Source organism: Flammeovirga sp. EKP202 (assembly GCF_014534745.1).
Lineage (GTDB): Bacteria > Bacteroidota > Bacteroidia > Cytophagales > Flammeovirgaceae > Flammeovirga.
In genome coordinates this window covers 35,417-59,476 of sequence record NZ_JACVVP010000047.1, presented here as the reverse complement: position 1 = coordinate 59,476, position 24,060 = coordinate 35,417, and the positions used below count along the sequence as shown (strand labels likewise).

The following is a 24,060-nucleotide window of genomic DNA, read 5'->3' as shown; positions in this document are numbered from 1 at the left end:
CGGTGATGTAGCTCAGTTGGTAGAGCATCGGACTGAAAATCCGTGTGTCGGCGGTTCGAATCCGCCCATCACCACAAATACAAAGCTTATCCTTTCGGATAGGCTTTTTTTGTGTCTAAAAATTACTTCTAAATACTTCCCAGTGAAACTATTTTAAAATTTAAATCACTATACTACAATACTTTAAACTCAACAGCGGAAAAATATTTCACAAACACTTGCCTGATTAAAAATTATCCTACATATTTGCACCCGCTATCACACGAAGATAGCACATAGAGAGTTGGCAGAGTGGTCGAATGCGGTGGTCTTGAAAACCATTGTACCGCGAGGTACCGGGGGTTCGAATCCCTCACTCTCTGCAAACGATAAAGCATCAAATCATACGATTTGATGCTTTTTTTATGCTTAATTTTCATTTTTCTGATAAAAACTAATTCTTACTTCTATCATTCTAAAACCTAATCATTAATTTGTATAAGGCTTTCATAAAGTCCACTATTTCTCTTTTTACTCTAGCTCAATCAAAATGAAATATCATTTCCTGTTCATTCCATTACTCTTTCTTTCAATTTCTATTTCAAATAGTTGTTCTGCTCAAGAAAAAAAAATGGATTCTTTATGGAATATATGGATTGATAAAGGACAAACTGTTGACTCAAAAGCAAAAGCCCTTGAAGAGTATTCTAATGCCTATTTAAAAATCAATGAAGATAGTGCGTTGCATTTCGCTGATATTTTATATCAATACATCCAATCAAATGATCTGATAGACCAAGAAAATACCATGACGGTAGGGTTCATCTACTACAGGAATTCCAAATACGAACAAGCTATTGATTATTTTAATGAAGCATTAATACTAAGTAGAAATAATGGCGATAGTAGTGCTGTTGCGAAAGTTTTAAATAAAATTGGAGTTGTTTATTTCAGGAAGACGGAATATGACATCGCTTATGACTACTACAAGAGAAGTATAACTTTAATGAAAAGTCTAGGTGACAAAAAAGGTGAAGCAGACCTTAACGTCAACATTGGAATAATCCATATTATCCGAAAAAAATATATTGAAGCAAATCAAAATTTTGAAAAAAGTATACAACTATACAGTGAGATTAACCTTCCCAAAAAAGCTAACGCAGCAATGATAAATTATGCTATTCTTAAAAGAAGACAAGGGGATTATGCGGGAGCAATAGCACTTTACATGAAAAGCCTTGCTATAAATGAAGAATTGAATGACAAACGAAATATAGCCTCTATCTATTACAATGTTGGAACTCTGTATTATAATATGAATGACAGTACCAATTTTTTTAAATACCTAAATAAAAGCTTAGTCTTAAGAAGGGAACTGAAAGATAAAAGGGGGATCACTGCTAGTTTGACATATCTAGGAGTTATCTACTCTGAATACCACGAGCATGAAAAGGCACTTCGATATTTTAAAGATGCTCTGAAATTAGCTATAGAGACTGAAGACAAAAATAATATCGCCAATATTAAATTAAACAGTGGCTTTATCTACATCGAAACCCAGAAATATAAAATCGCTTTAGATTATGTGAAACAAAGCTTTGCCATTTTTACTCAATTACAAGAAATATATGGTATTTCAAGAGCTCACAGAGGGTTTGGTAAATACTATGAAGCAATTGGTGATAATAATAAGGCTGAGTACCATTTTAAAAAAGGGCTTGAAATAGCTGAAGAAGCAGATATTAAGATTAGTAAAGACTTTTCTGAAGACTTATATAAACTCTATAAAAAGCAAGAAAAAAATGGATTGGCATTGGAAGCCTATCAAAAGTACATTGTATTTAGAGACAGCATCCAAAATGAAGAAAATCAAAAAGAATTTATTCGACAAGAATACAAATACACTTATGAGAAAAAAGCCCTTGCTGATAGTCTTTCTTTTGAAACTCAAAAAGAAATCCAAAAAACAAAACTTGAAAAAAGTACCACACAACAGCGGTTCTTATTGGTGATTGTGGGCGTAATTCTTCTATTTATAATTATCCTTTACAGAAGAAATACATTGATCAAAAAACAAAACATCACTATTGAAAAACAAAACAGTTCACTTACTCAGTTGACAGATGATCTAAAAGGGTTAAATGAAAACCTTGAACATAAAGTAGAAGAAAGAACGGCTGAACTGACCAAAGTGAATAAAGAACTGAAGGAAAGTGATGAAAGGTACGGCTATGCCTTAGATGCTTCAAATGATGGTATTTGGGATTATGATGTAAAAGACGATATTATTTCTTTCAGCCCTGCCATTTTTACAATGCTAGGCTTTCAACCTTATGAGTTTCCTGAAACAAGAGAAGGTATTTATAACCTCTTACATTCTGATGAAAAAAAATTAGACGATAGAAAAATTGAAAATTTATTTATTCCCCAAAAGAATCAAGGTTACTTAGAAGAAGAGTATCGTCTTATAGGGAAAAATGGAAAGGTAATTTGGGTTCAAATTAAAGGTAAAATTGTTGAAAAAGACAAAAATGAAGCTGCAATAAGAATAGTAGGTACTCACACTAATATTACCGCTAGCAAACTTAGAAATAAAGAAATGCTAGAAGCAATTTTAAGAACGGAAGATGCTGAAAGAAGCAGAATTTCAAAGGAAATTCATGATGGTCTTCAACAAACGCTTATTATCAGTTTTATGAACTTTCGACATTTCAAAAAGAAAATGAAAATTTCCGAAGGAAAAGAGAAAGAAACATTTGATCTTGGTTGGAGCTATTTAGAACGTTCTGTTGAAGAATCTAGGGAAGTTGCCCATCGTCTTATGCCGAAGTCTATTGTTGATTATGGTGTGTTATCCGCTTGTAATATGTTGATTGATGACATGAACAAATCCATCAATGAGATTCAATTTGATTTTCATCACAATCTTATTTCAGAAAGACTTCCAAATCAACAAATCGAAATCACATTGTACAGAATACTTCAAGAGTGTCTTAATAATATCATCAAATATGCAAAGGCGACTGAGGTAAACATCCAACTTTATGATTATGAAAATGTATATACTCTTACTGTTGAAGATAATGGGGTAGGTTTTGATACTAAAATTTTAGAATCCAAAAAAGGGCTTGGTTTTCAGAATATCAAAAATAGATTGGATGCTATTAATGGCTCTTTGGAGGTAGATAGTCAAGAAGGGCAAGGTACCACTATCATAGTAGAAATATCAAAATCCATATAAACCCTAAAAATCGGTAAGGTTGGCTCCTATCGCATACAAAATCAAACCTGCGATATTCTTACTTCCTGTTTTCACCAACAGATTGCGTTTGTGTGCTTCTACAGTTTTCATACTTACAAATAAGGCCTCAGCAATTTCTGAATTACTATATTCTTTCAAAATCAAGTCTAATACTTCCTTTTCTCTTCTGGAAAGTTTGACTTCTGTTACCATTCTTTTCGCATGTGGTTTTGTTTTTTGAATGCTATTAATGATTATTTCGGTTACTTTGGGAGAAAAAAACGTTCCTCCTGAGTTTACTGTTCGGATGGCCAATAATAACTCTTCCTGTTTACAGTCTTTCAATAAATAACCGCTTGCACCTTCAGCTAAAAATTGCTTCACATATCGGTGATCATCCATCATCGTTAGCCCTAACACTTTAACTCCAGGATAACCTTTAACAATCTCTTTCGCTAATTCAATTCCATCCATTTCTGGCATATTCAGATCAGTGACTACAATGTGAGGTTGAAATTTTTTTAGCTTCTCCAAACAGTCTACTCCATTTTCTGCTTCACCAACACATTCAACATCTGTTGTTTTTTCAAGATATTGCTTCAAACCTACTCTGATCATTTCGTGATCATCTACCAAAAATACATTTATCATACTTTCTATTTTTATCAGTAGCAACTCTACCCAAAATACTATTAAATCATTTTAATTCCTAAAAGGCTCTTCCATTCCTATCTCGTCTCACTAAGGGAAACCCTAATTTTTTAAAGTCTAAAGATTCCCCATAGTATTCGCACCCCCACCACCGTAGCTTTGTAATGTTCAATAATTAAAGAACACTCTAAAAAATTCTCATTATCAATCTAAATTTTTAGAAAATGAAAAATAATATTCTCACCAAAGTTGCTTTAGCCTCATTGTTATTTTCAAGCTGTAGTGTACAACAAAAAACAGATAAGAAAATAGAGAAACCTTCGAAAGGTCTGGAAACAAGAATTGGAGAACTACATTTTACTCATGACTTTGAAAATGGATATCCTACAGATGAAACTGTTCATTTATTGTTTAACGAAATGGATTTCCAACGTGCTACACAAGCTTATATTTGGGCCACACCTTATGTTTCATTTCTTCAATGGCAATATTCTTTTCACCACGATCTAGGTTTAGAAAATGGACAGATCATATTACATGAATCATATAAAGATAGAGTTGGTGGTTTGACTTATAATGCAACAACGCCATATGCTCTTACATTTATTGAAGTCAATGAAGACCCATGGATCATGGAAGTTCCCGAAGGAGGAGTAAGAGGATCAATGTCAAATATGTGGCAAATTGGGCTTGCTAGTTTCACTGAAGCTACTAAGTTTCTAATTTTAGGGCCAGAGACAAAACTTCCTGAAGGAGATTTATCAGAATATAAAATTGTACGATCAAATACCAATTCCGTGATGACAGGTCTTCGATTAATGTCACCTGATAAAGCAGAACGAATGAAGGTTTTGGACAATTATAACATCTACCCTTATTCAGAACGTGAAAATCCACACCCTAGAGGATATATTGAAACGAATGAAAAACCTTGGATGGCGGCCGCTCCTAGAGGCTTAGAATATTTTGAACGCCTTGCAGAAGGTATTAATAATAATGGTCCTATTCATGAAAGAGATCGTTTCTTTATGGCTATGCTGAAACCTCTAGGCATAGAAAGAGGAAAAGATTTTAATCCATCACTTTATCAAAAAGAAATTCTAACCGAAGCTGCCTATGTAGGAGAAGCAATGACAAAAGCCATCGATTTTGATGGAACCGACAGGTTAGTAGATGCTTTTTATTCTGAAGGTTCGGCTTGGGAAATTGCAACAACTTCACCTCCAGATCAAAGAAGAGAAAATAGCGATGCACTAGATGGAAGAGCCGCTTGGTTTTATGAAGCTGTAACCAATGATATCGCTATGCATGGCATGAAAAATGGAGGATTTGGACAGGTTTATCTTACCTCTTACAAAGATGCAGATGGAGATTGGTTAGACGGTGGCCAGAATTATCGTTTACGCCTACCTAGTAACCCTCCTGCAAAGGCCTTTTGGTCCATCACTCTCTATGAAGTCAACACCCGTACACTTCTACAAAATGAAATGCAAAAAGCAGATCTATCTTCAAGACAGCATTTAAAAGTAAATATGAACGGTTCTATTGACCTTTACTTTGGTCCAAAAGCTCCAAAAGGATTTGAAAGCAATTGGATTCAGACAGAAGAAGGTCGTGCGTGGTTCCCTTACTTCAGATTCTATTCTCCTGGAAAAGAAGTTGTAGACCGTACTTGGATACTGCCTGATATTGAGAAAAAGTCATATTAAAAATATAAAATACACCTAAATTTCATGATGCTATTAAGCCCTCTTCGGAGGGCTTTTTTGTGCCAAAATTTTAAATATCAAAAACTAAGGGAAACCCTAATTTTTTAGATCTAACCTTTCCCTAAAGGATAGAAAAGGAGATATAACCACCTTTGTAATAGATAATTAAACAATCTCATTTATCAATCTAAACAATAAGAAAATGATTAATTTAAATTCAAAAAAAGCGGTAATTGCAAGTCTTATGGTAGCATCTAGTTTTCAGGCATTAGCACAAACAGATCACCCCAATAGTAAGATGAATGCTTTACCACAAACGAACCCTTGGTTAACTGAAAGTGTTTATCCTACCTCACATCATAACCCAGCACAAACGGATGTATCACCTATTGCAGGTCCAGCATTTAGTATGCAATTAAATAAAGATCAAGTTAAAACTATTCCTGCCGTTTTCAACTCTAATCCTACTACGAAACATATCGGTAAAGATAGAATTATCATGATTAGTGGTGTAAATGGAGTAAGAAAAGTGCTTGCTACTGGCGATCAGTTCGAGCAGGTTTCTTTCTTACCTTACCCAGGTTTAGATGGTGCTAATCCAGATGAAATAATGGAAGTAGTTGATCGTATGGACAAAGCACGTTTTGCTCATGATGATAAAGCCATTTTAGCAGAATCAAAAAGTATGGCAGAGCTTGGTTTTACCTTTAAAACAGTAGCCAATGGTGTATATAACTTGTTTGATAATGAGGGCTACCACTACTCCATGTATAGCGGTGTAAACATTATGAAATCAACTGATAATAATAATGTAAATGCACCTCAGCAATTGGTAAAAACAGCCAATATCACTGACGGCCTTCCTGCTGATCTTGCAAAAAATGTAACAAGAGCCGTTGGTTTTGGTATGACTTACGATGGACACTTGGCGGTTGCCGCTCCAGGAATGGTAGGTTTATATTCTCGTGATTTAGATCTAAAAGGTTATATCACGTTCCCTGGTGAAATTGTAGATAACAGTATCGCTTTCGACGAAACAGGTATTTACGTGGTGACTTCTGAAAATATGTACAAGGTAGTATGGACAGGTGATAAACTATCTTATGATGAAAAAGATGGTGGCTGGAAAGCACCTTATGATACCATGGACGGTGAAAAAGCAGTAGCGATGGGTGCGTTATCACGTGGTAGTGGTACAACTCCTACTTTGATGGGCTTCGGTGGTGATGAAGACAAATTGGTTCTTATCGCTGATGCTGATGAAAACGGAACAAAACTAGTCGCTTTCTGGCGAGATCAGATCCCTTCCAACTTTAAACAAAAAGAAGGAACAAAATCACGTAGAATTGCGGATCAAATCAGAGTAGATGTCAGTGATCTTACTATCGAACCTTCTCCTGTTGTGATGGGAAATAGAGTTGTAGTAATTAACTGTACATTCCCAGAACCTTCAGAAACTAGAGGAGATATTTTTGGTAATGCGATGACATCAGGTGTCACTCGTCATGCACCAAGAGGTATCCAACAGTTTGTTTGGAATACAGAGGAAAACAAATTCGAGAAGTCATGGACTAATATGACGATTGATAATACGGACACAATGGTGCCTCACGTATCTGCCAAATCGAATGTCATTTACTTTGCCAACAAGGTAGGCTTGAACTACGAATACACTGGTTTGGATTGGAACACTGGTGAAATGGTAGGTCGTTGGAAAATGCCAACAGAAAGTGCTTACTACAACAACTGGGGTGGTATCGGGTACTTCCTTGAAGATGGGGATTTAATCCTTGGTGGATTCTTCAGTGCCAAACGTATTAATTTTGAAAAATAATAATTTTCATATCAATTTTTAGAGAGAACTACGATCATTCGTAGACTATGCTTTTGAGCCCTCTTCGGAGGGCTTTTTTACGTTCAATACTATCGATTTAAAAACTAAGGGAAACCCTAATTTTTTAGATCTAACCTTTCCCTAAAGGATAGAAACGGAGATATAACCACCTTTGTAATAGATAATTAAACAATCTCATTTATCAATCTAAATTCTAAAAAAATGAAAAAGTTCATCACTTCAATTGCTATTTTACTTTTAAGTTTAACGTCCTTATATGCTCAGGATAAAAAAGGACCTTCAGCAGAAGAATTAGCAAAAGCCAATAATCCTTTAGCTGATTTAGTTGCTTTCAATATTCAACATTATGCCCGTCCAGCATTAAACGAAAATACTGGTGGGTCTGCTAATACTACTTGGATGCGTTTTGCCATGCCTACAGGTCGTGTATTATGGAGGGTATCGGCTCCTCTGGAAACTCGATTTATCAATAATGAAACCACTAATTTCAGTAAGTCAGGTCTAGGTGATATTGATTTAACGGCTTTCTACTTAGGTGTAATGAAACCAAAAATCACTTTTGGATTTGGTCCTTCAGCAAGTTTCAATACTGCAAGTGATGCCGCATTGGGAAGTGGAAAAAACACTTTAGGTGCTGCTGCTGTTGTTTATGCGATTGCAAGCCCTAAATTTCAATATGGTGGACTATTAACTTGGAGAACAGACATCGGTGGTGATCCTAGCCGTGATGGTGTGAACTTATTAGCTATACAACCTTTCTACTTCTGGCAATTAGGAAAAGGATTGTATTTCAGAGGTGCACCTATCATGACTTTTGATATGGAAACTGGCAACTACGCTGTTCCACTTGGTTTAGGTGTAGGTAAAGTTGTGAAATTAGATAAAACGGTTTTAAACTTCTTTGTTGAACCACAACCAAGTATTTTAGTAGAAGGTGCAGGTCAACCTACTTTCCAAGTTTATGGAGGGTTGAATATGCAATTCTAAAAATAAAATAAGAGGCTGTTCAAAATAAGGACAGCCTCTATCTTCGTAAAGAATCAACCAACTATTATTTTATATTTAAATCACCCAACCTTGTCTCTCTAGGTCCCAAATACGACTTCTTCAAACCTCCAAAATCCATGACCGCTTTATCTAGCACCACTCCCGGATCTAAATAGTAAATCTTCAATGTATGTTTTCCTGGCTTTGTGATATAGTGAGAGGAAGTGTGAATAGATGAATTTCTCCTTACATTATTTCTCCATCGATCACTGTCAATTTCTGCTCCTACATAAATAGTTTTTGGGGATTCATCATCTACAGAAATAGCAAATCGATGCAATTGGAAACCATTAATAGGGTAAGTCGGTAATACGTAAGTTGAGATGTCAAATCGGCATGAATTGAACGTGTAGAATTCGTACTCCACATGAGCGTATTTATCATTTCTAGCCCAATGACCAGCGGTTTTAGCGTGATTATTATCAATGGTCAATGACGCTCCTGTCATTCCTAGTCCTTGATTGACTACCCAATTGATATCTTCCTTATTTACTTTATGATGGTATTTCTCCAATGGAATCGAAATCACACCATTTTTCTCAACAAATACACCTTGAAGGCTGTCCTCATCAATTTTAGTATCAAATGCCTTTACATAAATAATTTCCTCTTCCTCTCCGCTTGTGATACGAATACTTCCCGTTGAATTAGATTTTAGTTTAGTCCAATCTACCTTCACTAAAATACGTTCCTCTACCGCCGTAGTTCCTGAAGCTTTACTCAGATGAATCCAATCTTCACTTACTTCAGCAGACCACTTTAGAGGTGTATTTCCTTTATTAAAAACATCGATATAATAAGTTTCTTGATAATGTGAGGTAAATGCAGGCAGGCACAAAAGATTATTTATTCCGATGGAAGGTTCATTCTCTTCTACCATTACTCCTAACCCTGCCTTCTGAGGAATATCAATTTTAGTTGTTGGAGGTAGCTTCGCAAAAGTTGCTCCCTGAGATTGAATCTCTGAGATAATCCCTTTCCATTTTCCATCTAATAGTGCTCCATATTCATCTGTTAGCCATTTTGTGCTATCGTGATAGGCTTTGACTTCTGCTATCAGTTCATTTGTCCCCGAATGCTGTAAAGAAGCATACCATCTGTTTTTATGGGCTAAAAGTAATTTATGATTCATAAAATGTGCTCCACGTACAGGATAATAAACCAACTCAAAAAAGGCTTCATGATCTTTTCCCGGCATTAAACTTCTCAGCTTATTGGCACGATGACTTAAGGCTTTAAATTCAGAAAGTCTTGATTCTGCTTCTCTATAATTGATAAAACTGATATCGGCATCTTCAATTCTTTCTCTCCATCTTGAACTTGAAAACTCTTCTCCCCAACCCATAAATTCAGGTTTTCTCGTAAAATTGATTTGGTAATAATCATACATCAAGTCGGCACATTGTTTTCCTAATTCATCCCCAAAAATATCTTGATACCATTGGTACATATGATCAAAAACCGTCTCTCTTTGTATGGAGTTGACATCCCAAGCTAAATCAAGGAAAAACTGCGTGTTGTATTCCGTTGGTTTGATATCACCTACATTCACCATCCATACTCTATCCGCTTTATAATCATACGCTTTTTTCATTTCTTGATAAATCAATGCGGGATTGGTAGTACTCAACCAAGTGTATTCATGTGGATTTCCTAAGTAAGCGATATGATAATAGACACCACTTCCTCCAGACCTTTTTTGCTCTAAAGGGTCACTCAATCTACGGATATAACCATAGTTGTCATCCACCCACATCAGCGTAATGTCATCTGGTACTTTCAATCCATTATTATAGAGGTGAAGCACTTCGGCATAAGGCACAAATATCTGAGGAACTTCTTCTGCTGATTTTCCTGTATGTTTCTCCAAAATTGTTCTTTGATCTTGAATCGCTTCTTCTACTAATTCAATTTTTCTTTCCACTGAAAAACCTCCTTCCATAGCATGATCATGAATACCTCTGATACCAATTGTGTACAGATTTTCATAAGGTGCATTTTCCGAAACTCTTTGGTCCAATATCTTACAAATTCCTTTTCGGTTGGTGGCATAATTCCACTCTCCCATGGTCTTTTTATCCCATTCTGTAGCGTTATTAAATAAGACAGGTTCACAATGTGAAGACCCCATTACAATACCGTATTGATCAGCCACTACTTTATTGTCGGTATATTTATTAAAGGCACCGGTACACTCATGCATTGCAGGCCAGAGGTAATTGGCTTTCAATCGCATTAACAGCTCACATACTTTCGCATAAGTTTTAGGGCCAATATCACCCAACTCCTTTTCAAAATTTTTAGCACTCCACGGATGCAATCCCCAATCTTCATCATTAATGAAAATTCCCCTATACTTCACATCCGGTGATTTGCTTTTGAAAACTTCATGAGTAAGGTACAATGATTTCTTTCTTTCGACAGGAACATCCGCCCACCAATACCAAGGAGAAACTCCCATTTGTTTTGATAACTCATAAATTCCATAAGCGGTTCCTCTTCGATCACTTCCCAAAATCACCAATGCTTTCTTCTTACTATCCCAAGGGTTTGCGATTACTTGATAGCTGTATTTTTCCCATGCCTTGGTCATACCAACTGTATCAATCAATTGTTGAGTAGCTAAGTCTGAAAGGATACTACTTTTCTCTAGGGAACCCACAATAATAATATTTCCCTTAAGCTGTTTTGAAGATGTCGATATAGGTTGCTTTCCACTCACTAAATTATAGTCTTCTCTAAAATGATTGAGGGCCGTATGAATTGCTTGATGATCTTCTTTATCAAAAAGAATTTGAGGCACTTTTCCTTTTTCTATTAAAGGGAATGCCGAAGAATGAAATTGGTTCGAAACTAAATTTTGAGCACTTACTGAAAAGTTTATCAAAAAATAGATGAAAAAATAAAAAAGTAATCTCATGGTTATCGGTTCTTTTTTTTAAGTAATAATTCTCAAGCTAAAGATCCTCTGTAAGACTTTTTTATTCAAAAAACAGGGTCATTCAAAAATTATACAACGACATAAAATTTTTGTATACCTCTATACGGTCACTTCTTTTTATTTTGATAGAAATGATGAATTAACCACTAGCATTTAGCGTTGAAAATGAATGAATTAATCAAACAAAAAGGGGTGTATTTTTATCTAATCTTATTATTTAGCACCTCTTCATTTGCAAAAAATGACAGTACCAATCAATACATTCAATTATACAAAACAGTAATAAAGCATGAATCTTCAAAAATTGAAGAACTAAGTGCATGCTATCATTTTTTTAACCGTCAATCAGACTCAACATGGACTATAAAATCGTTATTGGGGTTATCGGATCACTATGCGAGACAAGGAAATTACAATGAAAGTTTTAATCAAGTATGGGAGGCATTGGCGATCGCTGAACAATACAATCATTACACTCTTCTTTATGAAGTACATAAACATATTGGTAGGCTTTATAATGTTTTTGACAAGGAAAAGGATGCATTTTTTCATGAACAACAAGTACTCAAATACGCCCAATTAGCCATTCAAAAAAAGGGACTTCCTCCAAAATCCATTGTTTCCTCCTATTACAACTTTATACTTCATTACCGTAAACAAGAAAATTATCAAAAGGCACTAAACTATTTAGACACCTGCTATACCTTAGCAGATCAACTGAATTATACTGAAAAGCAAAAAGTTTATTTGAATACAGAGAAAGGCTATATTTTTATGCTTCAGGGAAGATTAGAGGAAGCACTTCCAATATTGCTAAAAGCTCAAAAGCACTATGAAAAGTTTAATCCTTTTTACCTTACCATCATTTATTATTACCTCGGAAATACCTATATCAAAATTAAAGATTGGCCTACAGCTGAAGATTATTTTAGAAAAGCATTAAGAAATATTGAAATCCGAAATACACATTACGATACCAAATCAGAATGTTTGAGTGGATTAGCCTTCACACTAAATAAACAATTAAAATTTGAGGAGGCTTATCAAGTAATGAAGGAATCTAAAAAGGTAAATGATGAACTATTTAGCACAAAAAGTGATCAGAATGCAGGCTTATTAGCGATACGGAATAAATACAGGGAAGAACTAAAAGAAAGAAATCAACTTCTACTTCAGAAGGATAATGAGCTCATTAATCAGAAAGCAAAAAACCTTCAAAATCATATTTTACTTATCATTCTTCTCGCTGCTTGTATTATCATTTTCCTAGTTGTTTATCTACAACAAAAACAAGAGATGTTTAGGAGTGAAAAGCAACAACAGCGTCTTAAAGTGATTCATCAAGAAGAGAAAAATAAGGAATTATTTGAGATCAAAAATAAAGAATTAACGTCATTTACCTTACAATTGATTGATAAGGAAACGCTCCTCAATGATTTGATAAAAGGGATAAAAAAGTATGCTCCTGAGAATAAATCATTATTGAAAATCGTAAAACAAAATACCACTCATAGGGTACATCTATGGAAGGAGTTTGATAAACGATTTATTGATGTCAATAAAGATTTTTATACAAATTTAAAAGAAAACTTCCCCAACTTGACTTCTACTGAGCTCAAACATTGTGCTTTAATTAAACTTCATTTTTCGGCTAAAGAAATGGCACAATTACTCAATATTTCTATCAATGGCGTGAATACTTCAAGATATAGAATACGAAAAAAACTTCAACTCGAAAGAGAAGAAAACCTATCCAATGTGATTGATCGGTATTAGCTGATTCTACTCCAGTTTGTCACTGATTTTTTCACTAATAAAGATTGTTGGTGTTTTATAATACCATACTCTTCTTTTTCCAAATCAGGGTCCTCATCAATCAATTTTTCTGCAATACCTCTTACATATTGTAACAAGGCAGCGTCTTGACCTATATCTGCGTGGCGTAAATCCAAAACACCACTTTGTTGAGTCCCTTCTATATCTCCAGGACCCCTTAATTTTAAATCGGCATCGGCAATTTTAAAACCATCAGTGGTGTCTACCATCGTTTGAATACGGACTTTTCCATCTTTTGAAAGTTTATCTCCAGTCATCAAAACACAATAGGATTGCTCTGCTCCTCTACCAACACGACCTCTCAATTGATGCAATTGTGCCAGTCCAAACTTTTCTGCATTTTCAATGATCATAATAGACGCATTGGGTACGTTTACGCCTACCTCAATTACGGTTGTTGCTACCATGATATGTGTTTTACCTTCAGCAAATCGTTGCATTTCTGCATCTTTGTCCGCTGGTTTCATACGGCCATGTACAATGCTAACTTTATAATCAGGAAATGCTCTTGATACCGCTTCATAACCTTCTTCCAGATTCTTATAATCTAAGGTTTCTGATTCTTCTATTAATGGGTAAACGATATACGCCTGACGACCTAATTCTATTTGCTCTTTCATAAAACCAAATACTCTCAGTCTCCCTTTTTCAAACTTATGCCAAGTGATAATCGGTTTACGCCCTGCCGGTAATTCATCAATAATAGACACCTCCAAATCACCATAAACGGTCATAGCCAACGTTCTTGGAATTGGAGTGGCCGTCATGACCAACATATGAGGCTTGGCTTTACTTTTCTTTTTCCAAAGTGCTGCTCTTTGGGCTACTCCAAAACGATGTTGTTCATCAATCACACAAAGGCCAAGATTATAAAAATCAACTTTATCTTCAATTAAAGCATGCGTACCTACAATGATTTTTAAAGAACCATCTCTCAGCGTTTCATCAATCACTCTTCTCTCTTTGGTTTTTGAAGAACCTGTCAGCAAAGCAATCGTCACCCCCATTTCATCCGCAAAAGGTTTTAACCCATTATAATGTTGTTGGGATAAAATTTCTGTGGGTGCCATCAATGCAGATTGAGCATCATTATCCAAAGCCATCAACATACACATAAATGCCACAATGGTTTTACCACTACCCACATCACCTTGTAGTAAACGGTTCATCTGATAGCCACTTCGCATATCATTATAAATCTCTCTTACCACCCTTTTTTGTGCTCCTGTGAGATCAAAAGGTAATTGTTCTTTATAAAAAAAGTTGAATGTTGGAATTTTCTCAAAAACCTGCCCTCTAAATTTATCGGTTCTTTTCCCCGCCTTGGAGGCAATGATTTTTAATTGAAGGAAGAATAATTCTTCAAACTTCAATCGATGTTGAGCTTGAGCCAAAGTTTCTGGTGATTTTGGAAAGTGTGTCCAAGCTACAGCTAACCCTTTTGAGATAAGGTCATTCTCTTTTATTAGGTATTCGGGTAAAGTTTCTGAAATAGATCGATAGACATTTTCAAGTAATGTTCTGGTGAGTTTAGCTAAGGCACGACTATCCATACCTTTGTTTTTCATCTTTTCAGTAGTATGATAGACCGGCACCAACCCTCCTTTTTGATTTCTTGGTGTAGCAGGATCAAATTCATCTAATTCCGGATGAGAAAAAGACATTTTAGCACCATAACGTTGGGGTTTTCCATATAATACATACCACTTCCCTACTGCTAATTTCTTCTCAATCCACTTCGCCCCTCTAAACCATACCAACTCAATCTCTCCCGTTTCATCAGAGAAAGAACCCACTAGTCTTTTTGACCTACCTTCTCCCACTGAATTCATGAAAGAAAGTCTGCCAATTACCTGAACATAAGCATTATCATTGATCACTTCACCGATTTTATAAAACCTTGTTCTATCCTCGTGTCGAAAAGGATATTGTTCTAATAAATCACCAAAAGTGTACACCCCTAACTCCTTATTGAGCATTTCTGCTCTTACACTACCTACTCCTTTAAGGTATTCAATTTTTGTATCAAAGATATTATTCACTTGCTTCGTCTAGGTTTCCTTAAAATTATTGACAGACAACAGTTCGAAATTAGTAGATTATTGTGAGAATGTTTAATTTTAAAAAACGCTTTTTTATTAATTTATTATTCTGCCGTTTACAATGCGATTATTACTCATCGTAACTCTATTTTTTCTAAATCTCCTTTCTGTTTTTTCCCAAACTCCAGTTGCTGATATTAATGCTTGGAGAGATAAAACTAGAAATACCACTTTCTACAAAATGGAAGTGAGAGAATATGGCATCTACAGAATTACATACACCGATCTACTAGGAGCTAATTATCCTGTCGGCTCAGCCCTTCTTTCTGAAATAAGAATGTTCCGAAGAGGAGAAGAAGTAGCGATCAATATTCAAGATAACAATGGTAACAATCGTTTTGATAATGGTGATTATCTAGAATTCTATGGACAGCCTAATGATGGAGAAACAGACAGACACCTTTTTAGGAATACAAATGATTTTGTAAACCCATATGAGCCTGTTTACTCTAAAACAGCTGTTTATTTTCTAAGCTCCTCTACATTGTCAGGAAGCTCTCCATTGCGTATTCAAACCAGTAATGTGAGTAGTAGTGGCGCTACCTCTACAGATTTTCATTGGCATACCGAAACATACAGAGATACTCCAACTGAAAAAAGTTTTAACTTCAGAACCTCTTTTAGTCAAGGAGCTTCGGCCAATCCTAGCTTTAGAGAGTCAGATAGAACGTCATTCAGTTCAGCTTTTAGAGGTCCTCGTTCTTGGACCACCTATAACACTAGAAATAAGAATCAAAATATATCGGAACTCAGTTTTCAATTAAGGATCAATAACCTCTATACTTCATTAACGAACGATGCCAATTTTAAATTAGAAAGTAAACTCATGAACTTTTCAGCAAGAAGGTCAGGAGCTAATATTCGTTTTGAAATTGGAAACACATCCAACTCTACTGTACCAAAGCTTGATAACATTAGTATTTCTAAATACGAAACAAGTAATAATCTTGAGATCGCTTTAAGTAATTCTGACTTTCAAAATAGCAGTACACACGTGCTTTTGGTGGACCAAAATAATGGTACTGGATCAGATAATAATCAGATTGGTGTCCTTTATTTTAACCTTACTTACCCTCAAAATCATTCTGCAATTTCTACGACAAGCGACCTCTCTTTCTTCCTTTTCCCAGATACAAAAAAAGTCATTGCAGCACCCGAAAATAATGGTGGTAACTTCTACGATATCACTTCTATTGAAAGACCTGTCTTACTGCAGAAAAATAGAATTGGATCTAGCGATCAATCAATTGTAAACAACACCAATGGTCAAAGGGTCAATTTATATTATAGTTCCTCAACAAAAGCAGTTACTAACCTTTCACTTGCAGAATTTGAGTTTGGTACCAATAACCTTGATTACAATTATCTAATCATATCTCACCCTGCCTTGATGCAACCTAGTGCTACTTACAGCGATCCTGTTGCAGCCTATGCGGATTATCGACGTACACAAGGAGGAGCAAATAATGTTTATGTTGCAGATATTTTAAAACTATACAATACTTTTTCTTGGGGAGAGCAAACGCCTCTTGCTGTTAGAAACTGTATTGATTTATTGAGAAATCAATCACTAGAATACATTCTTATTCTTGGTAAAGGAATAGACCTTGATGCTGATCCCTATGAAAAAACACTTTCGGGTTCGAGGGCTTTTCATTATGTCCCTACTTACGGATACCCTGGTGCGGATAATGCCTATACTATGGGATTTGATGGAAAAGAGGAAGGGATAATTCCTGTAGGTAGAATTGCAGCACACACACCTCAAGTCATCGAAAATTACCTCTTCAAGGTGCAAGAACATGAAAGTATTTCCTTTGATGCATTATGGCGTAAAAATGCACTTCACCTTAGTGGAGGAGCAGATGCTAGACAGCAATTAAGTTTTAAAAATACAATCGACGATTATAAAGATATTTTTATTGATACTTTACAAGGTGGAGATGTTCAAACGCAAAGTAGAGAAAATGAGGGAGCGGTTGAATTCATTGATGTTTCTGAAATTATCAATGAAGGGGTCTCATTAATGACTTTCTTAGGTCACTCTTCTGCTCAATCCGCTGATATAGATATTGGAGAGGCAAGTGATCCATCCAAAGGGTATCAAAACAAAGGACGCTATCCATTTATCAACATGATAGGATGTGGAGGAGGAAACCTCTTTACGACTTCAAAATCATGGGGTGAAGATTGGATTGAAACACCTGATAAAGGGGCAATTGGTTTTATGGCTAAATCTGGCTTGGGTAATGAAGATGACCTCCGAAGGTATGGATACGACTTTTATGAAGCTTTCTTCCAAAATCAAGTAGGACTACCTTTAGGCTACCACCTCTTAGAAGCTCAAAAGTTAATGTTGACAAGCACTTCTATTGTAAGGCAGGCTATTGTAGAACAAACGGGATTACAAAGTGATCCATACATCAAAATCTCACCAAGTAAAGTTGACTTTTCTGTTAAATCAGATCAAATTATTGCTATTGGTCAAAATGGAAATAGTATCAACGCCACTGATGATTTTTATAAACTAAAAATTACAATTGACAACTTTGGGCATACCTATTATAATAATAAACTCTATATTCAAGTCAATCGACAATATGGAACGGGAGTTTCTTCAAGAAATACTTATATAGATTCTATAAGTGCTCCTTATTACACTATAGACACTTTAATTTCTGTAGTCAATACTCCTGAAGATCAACAAAGCGGTAATGGTTCTAACTTAATCACTGTAAAGATTGGAGATACACTTACTCCTAGTGGGCAAGTGATAACAACAATCGATGAATTAAACCTTCTCAATAATTCTGCTACAGTGAATGTAAACTTCTTTAGTGAAAATGTCGCTATTATTTTCCCTCAAAATAATGCTGTTGTTCATGACGATCAAATTTCAATTTATGCATATGATTATAGTATTGAGAAGTCACAAAAAGACGTGTTATTTCAATTGGCAACAGATAGTGCTTTCAGTAACGTTATTCTAACAGAAACAATAGATAATCAAGAACAACTTTTCAGATGGAATGTCCCTTTGTTGGAAATTACTCCAGCTGACACCACAGTGTATTACTTAAGAACAAGACTTGAAAATGTTTCTAACCCCAATTGGCATACGATTTCATTTACTAAGATCAAAAAAACATCTGGTAATGGTTGGAACCAAAGCACCATTTACCAAATGCAGCAAAATACAATTGATGGTGCACTCCTCACTGGTAATGAAAATAGTCTAAGATGGGATTTCCCGATAGATGATGCTATTATTAATGTGAAATCAGGTGGTGCTTCATACACCAATGGTCACTTTTATCAAGTACAATTAGACGGTCAAACCTACCTTGATGATGGAGTTTGTGTGAGAAGTGGTGATAGTGGAGATAAATTATTGTTCTTAGTTTTTGACCAAGAAAATGGCAGTTTTAAGGGAGCACAATCTTTTGATTGGGAACCCCTACAATGTGGAGAAGGCTTTCCTCCTGTAGCAGTTATGTTTAATTCCAATGATATTCGAGGAGGAAATGTAGTCGGAAGTTCTCCGAAAACTAGAAATGGTCCGTACTCATTATTTATCGACCCTACTTATAAATTCCAATCTATAGTCCCAGGTGATTATGTACTGACGATTATGAGTGGAAACTTTGATTTCCAAGGAGACTTACCTACTGATCAGTCAAGACTTGATGCCTACCATAAACATTTAGAAGGTTTTGCCGAAATTGGTTTAGACACTTTGGATATGCAAGCCAATTTAACGCAAAGAGGTTTAGCTTTTATAGGTTGGAGTAGATTCCAAATGAGTCCAAGTAATTCTCGTGTTTTCTATGCTAATTCAACTGGTGAGTTATTAGACCAAACATTTACCATCCAAAGAGATGTAAAAACAGCTTCTGTCACCACTCCTCCGATTGGTCCATCAAAACAGTTTTCACGAATGTGGATTAATGCCGATTTACCGGGACCATTCAGTCAAGTTGAAACAACTCTTTTTGGTGTGGTTCAAGACGAAAATGGAACTATTTCAACTCCTGATTCCATCTCTACATTTAAAGGTATTTCTGGAAGTAATGGAATTGATTTGGACTCTCTGAAAGAACTCAAAAATTATGATTTCATTTCACTGAGAACTTATCTAATGGATACAAGTTCACAACGCCTGATTCCTCAATTATACAATTGGAGAGTAGCGTATACAACCGTACCAGAAGGGGTTATGATTTCAAAAGAAACAGATAATCCAGAAAAACTTCAGCAAGGTCAGAATACCACTTATGAATATGAATTCCATAATATTTCCTCCCAAGCGTTTTCTGATAGTGTATTGGTTGAAGTCAATTATCTCTCTGTTGATAATTCTTTTAGTAGTTTCGTGGATTCGATTTACCTTCCTCCACTTCCTCCTAACACTTCTCAAAATATAGATATCACGACCGATTCATGGAGTAAAAACGACCCGAGTAAACGATTGTTTGGGTCAACTAATATTAGTGCAGTAGCCAATTCTGATAAGAATCAATTAGAAATTTTCTACAACAATAATAACTCTAGAACTAATAATATCTATATCACGTCAGATTCTATCAATCCATTAATTGAAGTACTTTTTGATGGCACACGTATCATTGATGGAGATATTATCTCTCCAAGTGCAAATGTAAATATTAGTTTGATTGACGAAAACCCTTTCATTTCATTGGAAGACAATCTCATTTCAAACAATGATACGATTATCACAGCTTTTATTACTCCTCAAGATGGTGCAACGGTACCAGTCAACCTCGCCTCTTCAACAACTGAGAGTATCAATAATCAGAATCATATCATTACCAACTTTAGCATCAGTGAATCTGTTCCTCTAGAATTATTGGATAGTGATGGCATGCTTTCTTCAGGCAGGTACTTATTGGAAGTAAACGCCAAAGACCCTTCAGGAAATAACTCTGGATATGGAAGTACTGATGGAAAGGCACCAAGACTTACTATACACTTTGAAATCAACAAGGAAGCTAGTATTACCAATTTTTACCCTTATCCAAATCCTTTTTCTGATAAAGTAAGGTTTGTGTTTCAAGTAACAGGAGTTGAGGTTCCTAATGAAATGAAGATTCAAATCATGACAGTAACAGGAAGAGTGGTACGTGAGATTTTTAAAGATGAATTAGGTCCTATTCGCGTAGGTAATAATATCACCGAATATGCTTGGGATGGAAAAGACGAATTTGGCGATCAATTGGCCAATGGAGTCTATTTGTACAGGGTTATTATTCCACAGAAGAACAATGGGGATTTTAAACACAACAGTACTTCATCTGACCACATGTTCAAACACAATATTGGAAAGCTTTATTTATTAAGATAATCACAAGGAATTGTAACCCCTGAATACTTCGACAATTGGCCATAATTCCAACTATTTTTAGAAACCCTAGCTATTGGATAAATCAACCAGATACATAACAGAATAGCTAGGGTTTTTCTTTGCCATTTTATTTTTAGCTTCAAGTAAAACATATTCAATTGAAAGCATAAAATGAAACAAAAAATTGGATATAGAGGAGCTAAAAAACGCTCTACTTCCTGCGGACCTGCTCCTGCCTTTTTTATAAATATGGTTACAACATAACTAAGAATATACCCTAAATAGACAAAAACAGACACTCTTATTCTCTTATCTTTTGAAGAGAATAATAAGATGATTAGACCTAATAGTAAGAAAGGCAAAAACAAGAATAAATAAGGTAAACTACTAGACGTCGGGATAAAATACCTACTAGTTACCTCACTAAAGTCATGGATTATATTCCTCAAAAAAACAAGATCAAATTGAGCTTCTTCTCTTACATTTAACCCTGCAAAACCCTGAGAAAACCATAATAGAAATGGAAGTATAACTACTATCACATGTAGAAAAAATAATTTCCTATACTGCTTTTGAGTTCTTCCGTAAACTAAAGCTATTCCAATCCAAAGAAACATTAAGACATACAACCCTGCCACCCTTTGTAATGGAATCATACAGCCTACAAGAGTTAGCAGTAGCCATTGTATACTCAAGGATGGTTCTTTTAATTTGGTCAGAAAAAAAATATAAAGTGACACTAATAAAATGAAAAAGCTTTCTGACCAAATGTACTTTTCACAAAGAATAAATGATGTAGAAGATGCGACTAGTACTGTAAAAAATATTTGAAAGAATTGGCTGGATACTTTGCTTTCAAAAAGCTTTATCCAAATAAAAATTGAAAATAGTAATGAACTATAATTGATTACCAAAAGGGATTTTTCTTTCAAGCCTACAATAGCAATTAATATAGAATATAAAGGAGGCCATAAGAGATTAGGATTACCGAATGCATCTAAAAATTCCCCATGTATTTTCCAACTTTCTGCTGAAGCCAAATAATGACATGAATCTGGAGAAAGAGATAAACCATTCCTTAGACTTAAGAAAGAGTAAACCGAAAATAATAGGAAACCAATCCAATAATTACGAGCCTGAAAAACTATTTTCCGAAAATTATTCATTTATTTTGTTGATCAAGAAACATCTAAAATAGTTTATTTTGAAGATAAAATTCAACGCAACAAACATTCCTTTATTCTTATCTTTATTCATTTTAATCATCATTATAGCCTGGGTTTACCAAGATCTACTTTTTTCTCCCAATTCTTTTTTAATGCAAAAAAATGGTGACGGACTAAAAAATTACTTTTTATTTGCTTGGGTTGCGAAGTATGGAAGTCTATCTGGATATACTGGCACAAACTACCCTTTCGGTGAGACAATACTGTATACCGATAGTATGCCTATTTTCAGCTTATCGTTATTCTATCTGAATAAACTATTTCCTTTCATTTCAGAATACAGTATTGGTATACTTCATTTGAGTATGCTATTACTATTTCCTATTTGTCTTTTTTACCTCTATAAAGTCTTCAAGCATTATGAAGTAAATCATTGGATAGCCTCTTTAGGAGCATTGCTGATCACCTTAAACTGCCCTAGTAATAGTCGAATTCTTCTTCACTTTGGGTTATTTTTTATTATTCTCTTTCCTATTCTCCTCTACCAAACTGTCACATTCAATAATTCATTTTCAAAAAAAATAAAGTTACTTCTCTTCCTCCTTTTCGGATATTATATTCATGGGTACACCGGAGCTATTTGGAGTGGTATTATCATCGCCTATTTCTTAATTACATTACTTTTAAAAGAACAAAAAAAGCTAGCATTTCAAGGTTTTATACTTTCAACACTTCCCACAATTATTTATTCTTTAAGTGTTTCTATCATAGACAATCACCTTTGGAGAACAAAACACCCTTTAGCACTATTTGACTTTAAAATCACATTGAACCATTTTTTTGGTAACATTCTACAAAAGGACATTGTAATACATGAATCTCTACAGTTCAATTATTGGTTTTGGGTAAGTTGCATTCTTGTCATTCTTGCAATGCTAAAAAACCGTAAACCATTAAGAAAGTTCATACGAATAGAATATAATATATTTTTACTCCTTGGGCTTGCTTATATTTTTTATGGCACTTCCATTCCATTAAAATTTCAAGTTGTTCTAACATCAATTCCACAATTGGAACAACTCCGGGATCTTCAACGTTTTGGATGGGTAGCCTACTTGTGCATTTCTTTTCCATTTATTATTTATCAGAATAAATACTACTCTGCACTATTAGTAATACCCTTACTTAGTGTTGGTATATTTGAAGGTATTCAGTATAACAAAAAAATAGTAGAGAACATTGATGCCCTCTCAAACCCTTTTCAATACCGATCTCCATTACAAAACTATACTTCATTAAAAGAGAAATACTCTTCAATATTAGCTGTACCTTTTCACTTCAAAGCCGATGTGACTAATGCTGAAATAGATCAAATGACTATTGAACAATATCATTTAGTCTACACTACAGGTATTCCTTCAATCAATGCTTACCTGTCTAGATTAAGTTATGTTGAAGAAAACTTAAAGCAACTCTTTACCTTACCAAGCCCTCATCACAAAAACATTCTTAAACAATATTTTAATGAGAATGATTCTCTTCTAATTATAAAGGCCAAAGAGAATGTGCAACTTCCAAATAATATACCTTTAGTAGAAATTGGAGAATTAGATCAAATAAAACTTTACAAGGGGTACACCAAAGATTTTTTTAATAGTGAGGTGAATTATGACTCTATAATCAGTAAAGCTCTTATTTATGAAAGTTTTGAACATGAAAATAATGATGAAGGTTTTCTAAGTCATGGTGTGAAAATCGGTAATACTCACGGAAAGGTGTTACTTTATGAACAAAACCAACTGCAACTTGATACTTCCTTTCACTATAACCTTGGCATTTGGGTGAAACATTATCAAATGGATAGTCTCTACTTGAATTCGCTTCAAATTGAACAAGGTCATCAAGTTTTAGCACAAGAAAGCCTTAGAGGGTATTTTACTTATATGGATGAAAAATGGGGAGGTTTTCGATTAAAATTTAAACCTATAAATAACACATCGCCTGTAAAGGTATTCTTAATTAGTCGTCGTGAGAAGAATGTTTACTGGCATGAAAAACTATACGATATTCCAGAAAAAGATAAAATGAGGGAACAACCCATTCTATTTGATGATCTGACTATCAACAAAATACCTATGAACGAAAAAAGTGACTAGAAACCTTCTTTTCTT

General features: G+C 34.9%; 11 protein-coding genes and 2 tRNA genes. 9 read left to right on the top strand and 4 right to left on the bottom strand.

Going from position 1 to position 24,060, the window contains the following annotated elements:
• Position 1 precedes the first annotated feature (1 nt).
• The 3 genes from IC221_RS22630 (at position 2) to IC221_RS22620 (ending at position 3,220) form a co-directional block, all read left to right on the top strand.
• A tRNA-Phe gene (locus IC221_RS22630) sits at positions 2–74 on the top strand.
• 203 nt (positions 75–277) lie between these two features.
• Positions 278–362 (top strand) — tRNA-Ser (locus IC221_RS22625).
• A 167-nt stretch (positions 363–529) separates the two neighbouring features.
• Positions 530–3,220, top strand: coding sequence for a tetratricopeptide repeat protein (locus tag IC221_RS22620; protein ID WP_188171124.1), 2,691 nt, complete (start codon positions 530–532; stop codon positions 3,218–3,220).
• A gap of 3 nt (positions 3,221–3,223) precedes the next feature.
• On the opposite strand, the gene IC221_RS22615 is transcribed toward IC221_RS22620, so the two are convergent.
• Positions 3,224–3,871, bottom strand: coding sequence for a response regulator transcription factor (locus IC221_RS22615; RefSeq protein WP_188171123.1), 648 nt, complete (start codon positions 3,869–3,871; stop codon positions 3,224–3,226).
• Between the two features lie 224 nt (positions 3,872–4,095).
• Between IC221_RS22615 and IC221_RS22610 the strand changes: the two genes are divergently transcribed.
• The 3 genes from IC221_RS22610 to IC221_RS22600 all read left to right on the top strand — a co-directional run bounded on the left by IC221_RS22610 (position 4,096) and on the right by IC221_RS22600 (position 8,422).
• Positions 4,096–5,580, top strand: coding sequence for a DUF1254 domain-containing protein (locus IC221_RS22610; protein WP_188171122.1), 1,485 nt, complete (start codon positions 4,096–4,098; stop codon positions 5,578–5,580).
• Between the two features lie 202 nt (positions 5,581–5,782).
• On the top strand, positions 5,783–7,414 hold the full coding sequence (locus IC221_RS22605) for a hypothetical protein (RefSeq protein WP_223241462.1): 1,632 nt from the start codon (positions 5,783–5,785) through the stop codon (positions 7,412–7,414).
• A gap of 222 nt (positions 7,415–7,636) precedes the next feature.
• Positions 7,637–8,422, top strand: coding sequence for a hypothetical protein (locus IC221_RS22600; protein WP_188171121.1), 786 nt, complete (start codon positions 7,637–7,639; stop codon positions 8,420–8,422).
• A 64-nt stretch (positions 8,423–8,486) separates the two neighbouring features.
• Here the strand turns inward: IC221_RS22600 and IC221_RS22595 are convergent, their stop codons facing one another.
• Complete coding sequence (locus IC221_RS22595; RefSeq protein ID WP_188171120.1) at positions 8,487–11,402, bottom strand: glycosyl hydrolase 115 family protein; 2,916 nt, start codon at positions 11,400–11,402, stop codon at positions 8,487–8,489.
• Between the two features lie 186 nt (positions 11,403–11,588).
• Between IC221_RS22595 and IC221_RS22590 the strand changes: the two genes are divergently transcribed.
• Complete coding sequence (locus IC221_RS22590) at positions 11,589–13,199, top strand: tetratricopeptide repeat protein (RefSeq protein WP_188171119.1); 1,611 nt, start codon at positions 11,589–11,591, stop codon at positions 13,197–13,199.
• Here the strand turns inward: IC221_RS22590 and recG are convergent.
• Positions 13,196–15,301: an ATP-dependent DNA helicase RecG gene (recG, locus tag IC221_RS22585; protein ID WP_188171118.1), complete on the bottom strand. Its 2,106-nt coding sequence runs from the start codon at positions 15,299–15,301 to the stop codon at positions 13,196–13,198. The two genes, IC221_RS22590 and recG, sit on opposite strands and share 4 nt — an antisense overlap.
• Positions 15,302–15,422: 121 nt before the next feature.
• On the opposite strand from recG, the gene IC221_RS22580 reads away from it, so the two are divergent.
• Positions 15,423–20,723, top strand: a complete 5,301-nt coding sequence (locus IC221_RS22580) for a C25 family cysteine peptidase (protein WP_188171117.1) — start codon at positions 15,423–15,425, stop codon at positions 20,721–20,723.
• Here IC221_RS22580 and IC221_RS22575 read toward each other — a convergent pair.
• Complete coding sequence (locus tag IC221_RS22575; protein WP_188171116.1) at positions 20,708–21,889, bottom strand: hypothetical protein; 1,182 nt, start codon at positions 21,887–21,889, stop codon at positions 20,708–20,710. The two genes, IC221_RS22580 and IC221_RS22575, sit on opposite strands and share 16 nt — an antisense overlap.
• A 38-nt stretch (positions 21,890–21,927) precedes the next feature.
• On the opposite strand from IC221_RS22575, the gene IC221_RS22570 reads away from it, so the two are divergent.
• Positions 21,928–24,045, top strand: a complete 2,118-nt coding sequence (locus IC221_RS22570) for a hypothetical protein (RefSeq protein WP_223241461.1) — start codon at positions 21,928–21,930, stop codon at positions 24,043–24,045.
• Positions 24,046–24,060 lie beyond the last annotated feature (15 nt).

What these genes read in the sequence shown, in the direction of transcription:
- IC221_RS22620 (WP_188171124.1), top strand. Translation starts at nt 530, where the DNA reads ATGAAATATCATTTCCTGTTCATTCCATTACTCTTTCTTTCAATTTCT.
- IC221_RS22615 (WP_188171123.1), bottom strand. Translation starts at nt 3,871, where the DNA reads ATGATAAATGTATTTTTGGTAGATGATCACGAAATGATCAGAGTAGGT.
- IC221_RS22610 (WP_188171122.1), top strand. Translation starts at nt 4,096, where the DNA reads ATGAAAAATAATATTCTCACCAAAGTTGCTTTAGCCTCATTGTTATTT.
- IC221_RS22605 (WP_223241462.1), top strand. Translation starts at nt 5,783, where the DNA reads ATGATTAATTTAAATTCAAAAAAAGCGGTAATTGCAAGTCTTATGGTA.
- IC221_RS22600 (WP_188171121.1), top strand. Translation starts at nt 7,637, where the DNA reads ATGAAAAAGTTCATCACTTCAATTGCTATTTTACTTTTAAGTTTAACG.
- IC221_RS22595 (WP_188171120.1), bottom strand. Translation starts at nt 11,402, where the DNA reads ATGAGATTACTTTTTTATTTTTTCATCTATTTTTTGATAAACTTTTCA.
- IC221_RS22590 (WP_188171119.1), top strand. Translation starts at nt 11,589, where the DNA reads ATGAATGAATTAATCAAACAAAAAGGGGTGTATTTTTATCTAATCTTA.
- IC221_RS22580 (WP_188171117.1), top strand. Translation starts at nt 15,423, where the DNA reads ATGCGATTATTACTCATCGTAACTCTATTTTTTCTAAATCTCCTTTCT.
- IC221_RS22575 (WP_188171116.1), bottom strand. Translation starts at nt 21,889, where the DNA reads ATGAATAATTTTCGGAAAATAGTTTTTCAGGCTCGTAATTATTGGATT.